11 protein-coding genes are annotated in these 14,278 nt (G+C 46.0%); 7 read left to right on the plus strand and 4 right to left on the minus strand.

Features of this window, described 5'->3' with window-relative positions:
• Nucleotides 1-77: 77 nt before the first annotated feature.
• Nucleotides 78-1,688, minus strand: coding sequence for a dipeptide ABC transporter periplasmic-binding protein DppA (gene dppA / locus JK154_RS06860; protein ID WP_211991778.1), 1,611 nt, complete (start codon nt 1,686-1,688; stop codon nt 78-80).
• 1,111 nt (nt 1,689-2,799) lie between these two features.
• On the opposite strand from dppA, the gene JK154_RS06865 reads away from it, so the two are divergent.
• The 5 genes from JK154_RS06865 to pdeH all read left to right on the plus strand — a co-directional run bounded on the left by JK154_RS06865 (nt 2,800) and on the right by pdeH (nt 8,894).
• Entirely contained in the window at nt 2,800-3,360 is a 561-nt protein-coding gene (locus tag JK154_RS06865) for a DNA-3-methyladenine glycosylase I (protein WP_211991779.1), read from the plus strand.
• Nucleotides 3,360-3,797: an N-acetyltransferase gene (locus tag JK154_RS06870; RefSeq protein WP_211991780.1), complete on the plus strand. Its 438-nt coding sequence runs from the start codon at nt 3,360-3,362 to the stop codon at nt 3,795-3,797. Before JK154_RS06865 ends, JK154_RS06870 begins: the two co-directional genes overlap by 1 nt.
• A gap of 246 nt (nt 3,798-4,043) precedes the next feature.
• Nucleotides 4,044-6,008, plus strand: coding sequence for an EAL domain-containing protein (locus JK154_RS06875; protein ID WP_211991781.1), 1,965 nt, complete (start codon nt 4,044-4,046; stop codon nt 6,006-6,008).
• A 193-nt stretch (nt 6,009-6,201) separates the two neighbouring features.
• Nucleotides 6,202-7,653 (plus strand): pitrilysin family protein, encoded by a 1,452-nt coding sequence (locus JK154_RS06880; protein ID WP_211991782.1) that lies wholly within the window; start codon nt 6,202-6,204, stop codon nt 7,651-7,653.
• Nucleotides 7,654-8,120: 467 nt separating this feature from the next.
• Nucleotides 8,121-8,894 (plus strand): cyclic-guanylate-specific phosphodiesterase, encoded by a 774-nt coding sequence (gene pdeH, locus JK154_RS06885; RefSeq protein WP_211991980.1) that lies wholly within the window; start codon nt 8,121-8,123, stop codon nt 8,892-8,894.
• Between the two features lie 241 nt (nt 8,895-9,135).
• On the opposite strand, the gene yhjD is transcribed toward pdeH, so the two are convergent.
• Both yhjD and JK154_RS06895 read right to left on the minus strand, forming a co-directional pair.
• Nucleotides 9,136-10,152, minus strand: a complete 1,017-nt coding sequence (gene yhjD / locus JK154_RS06890) for an inner membrane protein YhjD (protein WP_349291099.1) — start codon at nt 10,150-10,152, stop codon at nt 9,136-9,138.
• An 87-nt stretch (nt 10,153-10,239) separates the two neighbouring features.
• A complete protein-coding gene (locus tag JK154_RS06895) occupies nt 10,240-11,139 on the minus strand; it encodes a LysR family transcriptional regulator (protein ID WP_211991783.1) in 900 nt (299 codons plus the stop codon).
• A gap of 119 nt (nt 11,140-11,258) precedes the next feature.
• On the opposite strand from JK154_RS06895, the gene JK154_RS06900 reads away from it, so the two are divergent.
• Nucleotides 11,259-12,017, plus strand: a complete 759-nt coding sequence (locus tag JK154_RS06900) for an SDR family oxidoreductase (RefSeq protein ID WP_211991784.1) — start codon at nt 11,259-11,261, stop codon at nt 12,015-12,017.
• Between the two features lie 84 nt (nt 12,018-12,101).
• Here JK154_RS06900 and yieH read toward each other — a convergent pair whose 3' ends face one another.
• Nucleotides 12,102-12,767: a 6-phosphogluconate phosphatase gene (gene yieH / locus JK154_RS06905; RefSeq protein ID WP_211991785.1), complete on the minus strand. Its 666-nt coding sequence runs from the start codon at nt 12,765-12,767 to the stop codon at nt 12,102-12,104.
• 168 nt (nt 12,768-12,935) lie between these two features.
• Here yieH and JK154_RS06910 point away from each other — a divergent pair, with 168 nt between their 5' ends.
• Nucleotides 12,936-14,267, plus strand: coding sequence for an NCS2 family permease (locus tag JK154_RS06910; protein ID WP_211991786.1), 1,332 nt, complete (start codon nt 12,936-12,938; stop codon nt 14,265-14,267).
• The last annotated feature ends 11 nt before the right edge of the window (nt 14,268-14,278 follow it).

The raw sequence follows: 14,278 nt of genomic DNA on the forward strand, positions 1-14,278 counted from the left end.
CTTTTAGAACGCCTGTCTGTATTGCTCAAAATAGTTACCCTCTTCCTGTCAGGAAGAGGGTATACAGCAGGTTATTTTTATTTTTCAATCGACACGTTTTCGAAGTGGTGCTTACCTAATGGGTCCACGACATAATTTTTAACTTCTTTGCGAACAGGCTCATAGACCGTAGAGTGCGCGATGATGATCGCAGGAGCCTGGTCATGCATCACGACCTGGGCTTGCTTGTACAGATCAACACGTTTCTCGTGGTCTTCAGTGGCGCGGGCCGGTAGGATGATCTCTTCAAATGGCTTATAGCACCAGCGTGAGTAGTTAGAGCCATCTTTTGCTGCAGCACAGCTGAACAGGGTTCCGAAGAAGTTATCCGGGTCCCCATTATCACCCGTCCAACCCATCATCACCGCCTGGTGCTCACCAGATTTCGCACGTTTGAGGTACTCACCCCACTCGTAGGTCACGATATTGGTTTTAACACCGACCTTCGCCCAGTCAGCCTGAATCATTTCTGCCATACGGCGCGCATTTGGGTTGTATGGACGCTGAACAGGCATTGCCCACAAATCAACGGTGAACCCATCAGCCAGGCCTGCTTCTTTCAGCAGTGCTTTCGCTTTTTCTGGGTCATAGTTGTAATCTTTAACATCATTGTTGTAGCCCCACATGGTTGGTGGGATCAGGTTTTTAGCGGCAGTCCCCGCGCCCTGATAAACGGCTTCAATGATGGCGTCTTTATTGACTGCATAAGACAAGGCCTGGCGCACTTTGACGTTATCAAAGGGTTTTTTCTCGGTATTGAAGGAGACATAACCGACGTTCAGGCCAGCTTGTTCTTTCAGATCGATATTTTTGTCTTCTTTCATCCGTGCAATATCTGCTGGATTCGGGAATGGCATAACCTGGCACTCGTTTTTCTGCAGTTTGGCGTAACGAACAGAAGCATCAGGCGTAATGGAGAATACCAGACGGTCAATCTGTGGTTTTGTACCCCAGTAGCCAGGGAATGCTTTATACAGAATACGGGAGTCTTTCTGGTACTGTTGTAGCTGGAATGGACCTGTACCGATAGGGTCCAGGTCAACCTTCTCAGGAGTACCGGCCTTCATCATGTTATCGGCATATTCTTTAGACAGAATAGAGGCAAAGTCCATCGCCAGGTCAGCAAGGAATGGAGCTTCCGGGCGGGCCAGTACGAACTGAACGGTATTATCATCAACCTTTTTCACTTCAGTGATAAGGTTAGGTAAGTCCATACCAATAAAGTATTCATAACTGCCACCAGACACCTTATGGTATGGGTTATCTGGGTTTTTCTGGCGATCAAATGAGAACACGACGTCGTCGGCATTCAAATCACGAGTCGGTTTGAACTCTTTGTTATCTTGCCATTTCACACCGGGACGTAGATGAAAGGTGTAAGTTTTACCATCTTCGCTAACTTCCCATTTCTCGGCAAGACCAGGGACGATTTCAGTGGTACCTGTTTTAAATTCTACCAGGCGATTATAAATGGGTACGGAACTGGCATCATATGTCGTACCGGAAGTGAAAAGCTGGGGGTTAAAACCCTCAGGAGAACCTTCAGAACAATAAACCAGGGTATTAGCTTGTACGCTTGTTGCAACGGTCAGAGCAGCGAGGCTCAAACCAAATTTTAACATCCCTGACTTCTTCAAGGAAATAGGCATTATTTTGCTCCAATTGTTTGTGGTGTTGTATTACTACTCACCGCAGACCATTGTTATTTATTTGTGGTCGGCGCGGCGTACCCGGAGGCGATAAAGAGGCAACTGTTCCTGTTACATGTTAAGTGAGGATGCAGAGCAGATAGCGTGTAATTGCCCCTGGTACCCTACAATTTGTCAATAGATGATACAAACGTCAATAAGGGTATTAGGGATTTACCTTTTGTATGGGATGGGGTTGGCAAAGATTAAAAAAACTTTTCGCTGCCATTTATAGTAGTGAACGTTACTCCATGCCTTTCATGCTAGTGAATCGTGCTGGTTTTTCTTAAAACAGCAGTAACAAAAACTGTTTTTTTTCTGGGCGAATTTTGTGTCGAATGATGAATTGTTGAACGATTTGTTTTGAAAATGATAGTGCTCGCAGTAATAAATGTTGTGGCAGATGATAAACGATGGCGTAAATGACCAAAGACACTTATAACAAAATCCGATGATATAACCCTCGAATAATGTGATAAATATGGTTATGTATAGTGGAAAAAATTATATCCGCCTGCTCAGGAAAAGTTGATTTCCTTTGGTTTTAGATAAGCTTATTTATATCCGGTATTATGCAGACAATACTGTTGATGTGAGCTAATAAAAAGGTAAATAACATAACCGTAGTCGCTGCATCAGAATGCTTTTTACATCAGTATTAATTCATTACTTTTTGTTATTTTAGATAGTACCATAGCGTAATTATATGATTATTCCCCCGCAAGGAGGCAATAAATTCGTTCTTAACATGTTCATTTTCCCCTGGTTTAATACAGAGTCTTTTTATTTTATCTATCCAGTTCTCTCATCAATAAGTCTTCTGCCACATACAGTACTGTATTAGTTCCATGGTCTGTTACGGTGTTTTGCTCTTTCATCCCAATCCTCTTTGCTACCGATATCGTCGTCATATGGGATATTGTGACCAGATTAACGCTTTCGGTGACATGACCAATCAGAATGAACGTCGCGGTTTGGTTTATGAATCGGGGCTGCTATGTTGAGCAATCGCTTAGGTCATGTGCCAGGCAGATAAGCCGGCCATATTATGAAAATGTATAGGGAGTCAAAAATGGAGCGTTGTGGATGGGTAACGCAAGATCCGTTATACCTTGAATATCATGATAATGAGTGGGGCGTGGCGGTTCGTGACAGGCAAAAGCTCTTTGAAATGTTATGTCTTGAAGGGCAGCAAGCCGGGTTGTCCTGGATAACTGTCCTGAAAAAGCGTGAAAACTATCGTCAGTGTTTCCATGCTTTTGATCCTGACAGCGTGGCAGGCATGACCGAAAATGATGTCGGTAATTTGCTACAAAATGCCGGAATAATCCGCCATCGGGGTAAAATAGAAGCGATTATTAACAATGCCAAAGCGCTACTGGCAATGGAAGCACAAGGGGAAGACTTCTCAGCGCTGGTATGGTCTTTCGTCGACGGGCAACCCGTTGTTAGTCGTCCTGCTCAACTGACCGATATCCCGGCAAAAACGGAAGCGTCTGAAGCCTTATCCCGGGCATTAAAAAAAAGAGGTTTTAAATTCGTGGGCGCGACGACCTGTTATGCCTTTATGCAGGCTTGTGGGTTGGTGAATGACCACGTTACTGGATGTTTTTGTTACAAAGACAAACAGTAATGATCCATCCTTATGAACCCAGTCAACTGGATGCTCTCATGACGCTCTGGCTAAAGAGCACAATGAGTGGGCATCCTTTTATTGCCAAAAGTTACTGGCATGAAAGTAGCCCGCTGGTACGTAATGTTTATATCCCGCAGTCAAAAACATGGGTATATATGCAAGAAGAGAAGTTGGTTGGGTTTGTCAGTGTTCTGGAGCAACAATTTTTAGGTGCACTTTTTGTTGATCCACTCTTCGTGGGTAAAGGTATCGGAACCTGTCTGGTGTGTCATGCCCAGTCATGCTATTCCACCCTGCGCCTTGAGGTTTATCAGAAAAATCGACGTGCGGTCGATTTCTATCGTCATCGTGGGTTTTATATTGAGGGTGCCGCATGGCAGCATGAGACCCGGCATTCCACTTGGATTATGCGCTGGGAAGACGCGTTGCGGTAAAAAACTGGGATAAATCGCTATCGTTGACACAGGTAACTGTCGATTATCATTCGTTTTGCATAGCAGTGGGACTGTTATGATCATCACCTATCCAAGTCGACGTCTTCATGGTTGTCGGGCGTTGTCGAAACCTTATCCTCTTATCAATACACCGGGATAAAATGTTAACACATTCCTGTATACTCTAATGAGATAAGAGGGTACCGGCGTCGGGGAATTACAGATGGCGTCATTGGGAGAGTCAGTTTGCGTGTTCGTCGTTCTCTTACGATAAAACAAATGGCGATGGTTTCGACTGTTGCGGTGGTGTTTATCTTTGTTTTTATTGTTATTCAGCTTTTTTATTTTGTTCAGCAGAATCGTAATGACACTGTTGCTCGAATGGAAAACATGGCTAATTCGGTACGCGTCCCGCTTGCTCAGGCCGTGCTGAACGGCGATATTACTCAAGCGGAGGAGGTGCTGAACACTCTCAACCCTGCTGGAATCATTAGCCGAATTGACGTCGTACTACCGGATCAGTTTCAGGCTTTGGGCCTGAACTTCGTTTCTCCTGCACCTGTCCCGTCACTGGCCATTCGCATTTTTGATTTGCCTGTGGAGGTCTCTTTGCCTCTTTATGCACTAGAGCAGCATGGTCATACACAACCGCTGGCGTATCTGGTGCTGCAAGCGGATTCACGAAGTTTTTACCGATTTATTATTAGCACGCTGTCAACGCTGTTAACTGCCTATTTATTACTGGCACTGATTCTGACAGTCAGTATCAGCTGGTGCCTTAATCGGCTGGTTGTCCACCCCATTCGTAAAATAGCGTATGAACTGTCCAGTTTGACGCAACAAAATGTGATTTCCCATCAGTTACACGTTTCTCGGCTCCATCAGGATGACGAGATCGGTATGTTGGTACGCAGCTATAACAGTAATCAACGATTGCTGGCTAAAACCTATAGCCAGTGTACTGAACTGCTTAGTGAGATACAGTTTCTGGCGTTACTTGAAGGCAATAAGAAGGGCGCATTACTGATCGTTTCCAGCATACAACAGGGTATGGAATGCGAGGCGTTGAATTCCTGGCAGCATCATCTTTCTCGTTTGAACTGGCGGGAGCAAGCAGGTCGTCTGCTCTCTGCGGCTGTAACCGAATCAGTCATGGTGGCGCAGTTAAATAATGACTCGTTTGGCCTGTTTATTGCGGATATCAGTGACCCCTGGATAGCCATGAAACAGGGTCAACAGCTGATGAATCAGCTTGATGAAGCCGCAATTAATCAATCGATTGAGCAGAAATCGGTAATATGTATTGGGATTGCTATGTTTAGCCAGGCATTGAGCGCCAGGGATGTATACCAGCGCGCCGTTGCCGCGACATTGAGTGCCAGTCAATGTGGTGGTAATCAAATACAATTTTTTGAATCGCTTAACCCTGAACTCGCGGTCAGCACATTGGCTGAAACAAGCTCCCCGTCAGACACATTGCTCAATGGCGAGTTTGCTATTTGGCTACAACCTCAGGTTGATATGCAGTCCGGGAAAGTGGTGGGTGCTGAGGTACTATTGCGACAACTGCAATCCAATGAGATTTGGTGTTTACCTGAAGGGTTAATTGAACGTATTGAAGACTGCGGTTTAATGGTGAAGATAGGCGGCTGGGTGCTGGAGGAGACCTGCCGGGTACTCGCATCCTGGCAGCAGCGTGGCATTATGATGCCGTTATCCGTTAACCTCTCGGTGCTGCAACTCATACACAAAGATATGGTCCCGACCCTGCTGAGTCTGCTTGAACGTTATGAGATTAAGCCAAAAACGTTAGCTATTGAAGTGACTGAAAGTCGCCGTATTGATGATCCGCAGGCGGCAGCAAGAATTTTACGGCCGTTACACGATGCTGGTGTACACATCGCATTGGATGATTTTGGTATGGGGTATGGTTGTTTACGCGACTTACATCATATGAAGTCTGTACCGGTTGATGTATTAAAAATTGATAAGAGCTTTATTGAAGAGGTTCCAGGAGAGAGTGCCATGGTGGAGATTATCATCACGATGGCGAACACTCTGGGGTTAAAAATTATTGCTGAAGGTGTTGAAACTGAAGAGCAGAGAGCATGGTTATTGGCTCATGGTGTCACCCATGCTCAAGGATATTTGTTCAGTCAGGCCCAGCCAGTGACAACATTTGAGTCTCAGTATTTATCCTCCGGGCAATAGAATCCTCCCGTAAGTTCCTTTGGCAGTGGTGAGTTACACTACCAAAGGGTGACTGAAGGGAGTGTGTATATTTTTGCTTTTCCAGGTGACGTTTTAGTAAAGACGTGGTCGAACAAATTAGTTCATGATGGCAGGGGGAATAGAGCGCCTGTCACCATCTATTATTTAACCAGGATTGTTTTTAGGGGTTCATATGCAGAACACCAAAATTAGACTTTTAGCCGGTGGGCTGTTACTCCTCACCGGTAGTTACGCACAGGCTGAAACACTGCAGCCTGACCCAGCCTGGCAACGAGGAAAGTTGCCAAATGGTTTCCAGTGGCAGATCTTAGCGACACCTCAGCGGCCTAGTGACAGGACGGAGGTGCGGCTACTTGTTAACGCTGGGTCACTGGCAGAAAGCACTCAACAGAATGGATTCAGTCATTTTTTATCTCGTTTGATCCTTAACCAGGCAAGCCATCAGTCTGAATCATTATGGCAGCAGGGTGTTGATCCTCAGCGCCCGGCCCCGCCGGCAATCGTCTCCTACGACAACGCATTATTTAGCTTAAGTCTGCCCAATAACCGTGGTGATCTACTGAAAACTGCGCTGCATTCTTTGGCGACAAATATCGGTGAGCTGGAGGTGACCCCAGAAACGGTTAACGCAACGCTGGGAACACAGGACCTGGTAGGTATCTGGCCTGATACGCAGGATAGCTGGTGGCGTTATCGCCTGAAGGGGTCAGCACTGCTGGGGCATGATCCAGCAAGTCAGATTACCCACCCGATTGATACCGAAAAACTAAAAGATTTTTACGAAAAATGGTACACACCTGATGCAATGACATTGGTCGTGGTCGGAAATGTAGATAGCCGTAACTTAGTGGATCAGATTAATAAAACCTTTGGTGAACTGAAAGGCAAGCGTAAAACTCCCGTTCAGTTACCTACTATGGCGGCTCTTAGCCATGACCCCGTTAGCCTGATGAGTCATCATGTCCGCCAGAATCGGTTGTCGTTAACTTGGGATACCCCCTGGCAACCTATTCTTGAGTCTGGTGCTTTGATGAACTACTGGCGTGCTGACTTAGCGCGTGAGGCACTATTCTGGAATGTTCGTCAGCACCTTGAAAAGAAGAACCTCAAAGATATTAATTTGAGTTTCGACTGTCGTGTGATTTATCAGCTTGCTGAATGTGCCATCAATATGGAGTCGCCAACGGATAAATTGGCCGAAAATCTTACCCAGGTCGGGCGTGAGTTACTGGTTGTACGCGACCATGGTCTGTCGCAAGATGAATTTAATACGCTGATTGTACAAAAAAAGAACGAGCTTAGTCAGTTATTTGCAACTTACGCAAGAATGGACACCGGTGTACTCATGGGCCAGCGTATGCGTTCCCAGCAAAATCAGGTTGTAGATATTTCACCAGAGAACTATCAGAAATTACGGCAGGAATTTCTGGATAACCTCACTGTTGCAGTGCTGAATCAGGATTTACGCCAGCAACTGTCGCATGATATGTCATTGATACTGTTGCAGCCACAGGGTGAGCCAGAATATAACATGAAGGAATTGCAGGCCGTCTGGAACAAAGTCGTAAATCCCGCCGGGGATGAAACGCCTAAACAGGAGGAGCCTGAAACCGTATCACCCTGACGCCAAAAAAGACCATCTTCCTGAAAGCAGGATGAGCCTATTTCCCTCATCCTGCTTTCCCCCTCTACAGCCAGGTTTATCATCCTGTTTCAGGAACGGATGATTCACCGATAATCCCGCAGATGTCTGTCTTTGCTTATTGATTATCCAGAATGGTAACGCTGATCAAGAATGATTCGGCCACCATGAGTACTTGTTTTTTCTGGCAGGGCTAATAATTTATTGCTACTCGTGGTATCAATGAAAGGCAGGCTGATATGGTTCAGACAGAGATAACCACATTGCGCGAGTCCAACGCAAATCGTGCCTGACTCTTCGCTCTTTAATCAGTCAATATTCTAATATATATATAATATTTATCGGGTCGGGCTTTGTCTTCAAAATGAACATAAAGTTCTTAATTTCAGCGCCGATAAGTTCTTGATGGCTATGCGGGTAATCAAATCAAACAGGACATGTAGATGAAGTTGAAGTTGAAGCAGATCACTCACAAGCTTAATTCTTTTGAGGCGAGTGTGGAAAGTTTACAGCAAAGGCGTTTTTGGTTGCAGTGCTTACGCCAGTATACCATCCAGCCAATTTATAAGACTGATGGTAAGCTGATGGCTGTGGAAATGCTCACCGTGGTCAATCATCCCGATGATGCCAGTATTCGTATCCCGCCTGATCGTTATTTTGCATCTATTCCTGTTCGTCATCGTTTATTAGTCATCGAAGAGCAATTGCAGTGCTTATTGACTCAGGAAAGTTTGTTTTTGGAATACGGTATTCTGGCATCTATTAATATTGATGGCCCCACTTTACTGGCAATGAAGCAGTCCTTGTCTATTCTCGACTTAATCGACCGGCTACCTTGGGTCAGGTTTGAACTGGTGGAACATATTACGTTGCCAACAAATGCTACCCTGGCACGAATCAAAGAATTTGGCCCTCTTTGGTTAGATGACTTTGGTACTGGAATGGCTAATTTTTCGGCTTTAAGTGAAGTCCGTTACGATTACATTAAAGTAGCCAGAGAGTTATTTATCATGCTGAGAAAAACGGATGAAGGGCGAAATTTATTTACCACGCTATTACAGTTAATGAACAGCTATTGTAAGGGCGTGATTGTCGAGGGTGTTGAAACTCGTGATGAATGGCTGGACGTACAAGCCTCACCAGCGTTTGCGGCACAGGGCTATTTTTTCTCGCGTCCGGTTCCGTTTGAACAATTAGAAACGGTTTTAGTCCATCTCAGTTAAGATTCTTGAGTATTTCGGGTTCCTTGGTTGGGTGGCCAGTAATAGCAAACGAGGCAAACATTCGGTATTACCAGTGCAGTAATTCAGATGACCTTACTGCTGGGTATTGTCGTATCTGTTGTTTTATGGCGATAAGTTTAAACGCTACCTATTCATTATTCCTGATGATGGTGAATCAAACGAGAATGTGAGCCATTTATCCTCTCAGTCATTAGAGAGGACAAAAGAACATGATTGATGGCTACTTGGTACTACTGTTCCCCGACGTTTTATCCTTCCCTTCATACTCCGCTGTACCAATCCAGGCTGCACAAAATAATGTCAAACGAGCAAAAAAGTAGAAAAAGGCCATTAAACCCAATACCGAACCAAATGCAGCTCCTGAAGGGGAACCGACAAGCTTAGGCAAACTATACGTCATTATCATCTTAATCACTTCAAAACCCACCGCCGCAATGAGCGTGCCACGAATCAGCGCTTTTCTGGGCGGGCGATGGCGTGGTAGCCGCCAGAAAATCCAAAAAAACAGTAAATAGTTGGCAAACATTGAAATAGCCAGCCCGACCAAGTGCCATGTGGGGCGTAACCAGTCAATAGTATCAAGATGCAGAAAATTAATGATAAGAGACTGCGCTGAACCAGAGACAGACGTAATAATGATGGTGATAATCATCGCGACAATCATCCCGGTAAGAGAAATAAAGTCACGCAGGTATTTAGTCCAAATCTTTTCTTTGTCTTGCTCCGTTTGTTCCCAGGTTTCTCTAGTCTGTGCCCGGACAGCTTCTCGTAGGTTACCCATCCAGTTAATACCCGAATAGAGGGCAATGCATAACCCGACCAGACCAACAGTGGTACGCTGCTTAACCGCGATATTGATCGTATTCTGTAACGTCGCTGCCAAGGTTGGATCACTCACGTTACTCAGGATCTTGGCAAAAATATCCTCCAGTAATGTGGGGTGTGAAGCAAGAATGTAGCCCCCGACGGCGAAAGAGACCATCAGCATGGGGATCAAAGAAAGAAATGAAAAATAGGTGATAGCCGCACCAAATTGATTACCCATGCGGTCATTAAAACGTTCGACGGTACGTAATAAATGGGCCACAACTGGATTTCTGGCGGTCTTATTCACGCTATCAATCGTGCTATCCAGAGCACCGTTTCCAGTTTTAAAGGCGACCAGCACTTTAGGTTGCTGGCATTCGGTCGCATTTTGCTCTCCGGGGGATGGCATTTCATCATTCGGGGGAGTTATCGATCTTTGTTCGCGATTATCCGGCGATCTCATCAGGTGAATTTTCCTTTTGGTTTAGCAGGATGCTGGGAAGATTTAATAATTACTTTAGTCCACATACTTTTTTAACACACCCGTCAGCCATTCCATAAACAGATGCACTCGGCGTGACAGATTACGTCGGTGGGGATAAAGCAGGGAAACAGGCATAGGTTCCGCACGGTATTGTGGCAAGATTTCAATCAGGCGTCCTTGCTTGAGCAGCGATTTTACACCAACAGATGGAACCTGAATAATACCCAGCCCGGACAGACAGGAGGCTTGATAGGTTTCAGTACTATTGACGGTCAGTGTCCCTCCCATTTTGACCCAACGAGTTGCATCGTCTATTCGTACTTCAAATCCTTGTGGGCGGCTGCCCAAATGTAAAGTGTAGTGAATCAGTGCATGTGAAGCGAGGTCGTCCAGGGTTTCTGGATAACCAAACCGGGATAAGTAATCGGGACTGGCGCAGTTTACCATGGTTAATTTACCCATAGGTCTGGCTATCAGGCCCGAGTCCTTCAGGTGCCCAACCCGCACGACACAATCAAAACCTTCCCGCACCACATCGACCATGCGGTCACAGCTACTCAGCTCAAGCTCAATACCGGGATAGAGTTGCAAAAAATCCCGTAATTGGGGGATAACCAGCCCACGCGCGAGGGTGACAGGCATATCAATTCGTAGCCGACCACTGACACTTGCTGGATCACGCTGGAACAGACTGTCAAGTTCATCCAGGTTGGCCAGCAGGTCCCGGGCTCGTTCGTAATACACCATGCCATCTTGCGTCAGCTGAACACGCCGGGTCGTTCGGTGTAATAAACGTGTACCGAGCATATTTTCCAGTGCCTGGATTTGCCGTGAAATATTCCCTTTTGGTATGCCTAAACTTTCCGCCGCACGGGTGAAGCTTTCACGTTCTGCGACACACAGAAATAGCTTCATTGCATATATTTTATCCATGTTTCGCCATCATTGTTATTTGAAATGAAACAATCAGTCTCATTTTTACCTATTTATCATATTTTTTATAGCTAATAAGCTCTTTAAACAACCAACAGCAATCAAAAAAGGGGTTTGTTATGCATCAGCGCATCATTTTAATTACCGGAGGTAGTCGTGGGCTGGGTAAAAGTGCAGCTTTAAAGCTGGCTGCCAAGGGGGCTGATATCATCCTGACCTATCACAGTCAGCAGCAAGAAGCATCGGGCGTTATCAAAGAAATTCAAAGTATGGGGAGGAAAGCGGTAGCTATTCAATTAAACGTCGGCGATATATCGACATTCCGTCAGTTTGTTTCAGACGTCAGAGAACGGCTGGCAACCGTCTGGCAGCGTGACTCATTTGACGGTTTATTGAACAATGCCGGTATGGGCATTAACGCGAGCTTTGCCGCGACAACCGAAGCGCAATTTGACCAGTTGATGAATGTCCACCTCAAGGGGCCATTTTTCCTGACACAGCAGTTATTACCCGTACTGGCAAATGGTGGCCGTATCCTGAATGTGTCAACGGGATTGACACGTTTTGCTACGCCAGAAAAAGCAGCCTATGCGGCAATGAAGGGTGCGATGGAAGTGCTGACAGTACATCAGGCTAAGGAATTAGGATACCGTGGTATTGCTGTCAATATTATTGCCCCGGGTGCAATTGCTACTGATTTTGGCGGGGGGGAGGTACGGGACAATGCACAGCGAGCACAAGCGATTGCCTCACAAACAGCATTAGGGCGAGTGGGGCAACCCGATGATATAGGCCAGGCGATTGCCGCTATTCTGAGCGAGGATACTGGCTGGATAAATGCACAACGTATTGAAGTTTCTGGCGGGATGTTTCTATAAGTTTTCATCATGCTTAACCAGCCCCCCTTGTTTGGGGGCACAGTTAAAAAATTTTTATTCCAATGAAATAAAAAATTCGGTGGCTTATCGGGTGATGTTCCAGCCTCTGGCTTGCCATAAATCGGGTAATTGATCCAAGCGTGTGAAGGTGGTCACTTTAGGGTCGGCAAGCGGTTTATTATGTGGGTCGGCACAAAAATAGAAGACCTCCATACCGGCGGCAATGCCTGACTGGGCGCCCGCCATGGAATCATCCACCAGAATACAGTGCTCTACATTCACACCCATTTCTTGTGCTGCGTGAAACATCAATGCAGGATCTGGCTTCCAGCGCTGAATATCATAGCCGCTGTACAGTTTTTCGGGGAAGTAATGTAGCAGGCCTGTTTTCCCCAGAGAGTGGTGCATTTTGCTTATCGGGCCATTTGAGACAATGCACATAGGTATCTGCATTTTTTCCAGCAGGGCATTAGCACCTGCTATTTCCTCTAGTTCACTATCAAACAGGCGGGCGACTTCTTGTCTGAATACGGTTTCCATTTCCAGTTTAGGCAATGCCTTACCGTATTGTTTACCCACAATATCGATGATTTCATAGAATTTAACGCCTTTAAATCGCTCAAATATCTCGGCCAGTGAAAGAGATATACCGTACTGGGCAAACATATGCTTATAGGCTTTAGAGCCGATCACTTCACTGTCAACTAAGGTGCCATCACAGTCAAAAAAAACTGCCTGAATAGGGGCCATATCCTTTCCTCAAATATCATCAATAATCCTTACTTTAAACTTTTTACGCCAGGCAATCGATCTCGTGTTACCTGATTCATAAAAGATTGGTTGTTATCCATGATTGTGAAAGTTTTTATTTGGTATAGGATAATGACGGATTTTTCTTCTTTCAGTTCGGAATCGATAATGAGTCAATCACACTCTACCCCGGGGACATCGCCAGGGTTATTTGAGCGCGTGTTTAAATTACGTGAGCATGGCACTACTGTACGTACCGAAGTTATTGCTGGGTTCACCACCTTTTTAACCATGGTGTATATCGTTTTTGTAAACCCACAGATTTTGGGTGCAGCAGGTATGGATACTCAGGCCGTATTTGTAACCACCTGTCTGATTGCCGCATTGGGCAGTATTCTGATGGGGATTATTGCGAACCTGCCCGTAGCATTGGCTCCCGCGATGGGCCTGAATGCTTTCTTCGCCTTTGTGGTCGTTGGGGCGATGGGGATCTCCTGGCAAGTAGGGATGGGGGCAATTTTTTGGGGGGCGGTAGGTTTATTGCTACTGACGCTCTTTCGCATCCGTTACTGGATGATTGCGAATATCCCTCTGAGCCTGCGTGTCGGTATTACCAGTGGTATTGGTCTGTTTATCGGTATGATGGGGCTAAAAAATGCCGGTATCATTGTGGCGAACCCAGACACACTCGTGACGATAGGCAACCTCACATCACATAATGTGTTGTTGGGTACGCTGGGCTTTTTCATTATTGCCATTCTGGCTTCTCGTAATATGCATGCCGCTGTCCTGATCTCCATCGTGGTCACTACGTTACTGGCCTGGTTAATGGGAGACGTACAGTACCATGGTATTATTTCCGCTCCCCCTAGCGTAAGCAGTGTGGTTGGTAAGGTAGATGTCATGGGGGCGCTGGATCTCAATCTCGCCGGCGTTATTTTTGCCTTTATGCTGGTTAATCTGTTTGACTCCTCAGGCACACTGATTGGCGTCACAGATAAAGCCGGGCTGGCCGATGCTAGTGGTAAATTCCCCCGCATGAAGCAGGCCCTGTTTGTTGACAGTATCTCTTCTGTCACCGGCTCCTTTATCGGCACCTCTTCCGTGACGGCTTATATCGAAAGCTCTTCAGGTGTTTCAGTCGGTGGGCGTACAGGTCTGATGGCCGTTGTCGTTGGCCTGCTATTCTTACTGGTGATTTTTCTTTCCCCACTGGCGAGTATGGTTCCACCCTATGCGGCCGCGGGTGCGCTGATTTATGTCGGTGTGCTGATGACGGCAAGTCTTGCCCGGGTGACGTGGGACGACTTAACTGAATCGGTACCTGCATTTGTCACTGCAGTTATGATGCCGTTTAGTTTCTCGATTACTGAAGGTATTGCCCTGGGCTTTATCTCTTATTGCGTCATGAAGCTAGGCACGGGACGCTGGCGTGAAATCAGCCCTTGTGTCGTGGTGATTGCGCTGCTGTTCCTGTTTAAAATTATTTTCCTCGATTAATGAGTCGCCCG

Source organism: Citrobacter sp. JGM124 (assembly GCF_018257795.1).
Classification (GTDB): Bacteria; Pseudomonadota; Gammaproteobacteria; order Enterobacterales; family Enterobacteriaceae; genus JGM124.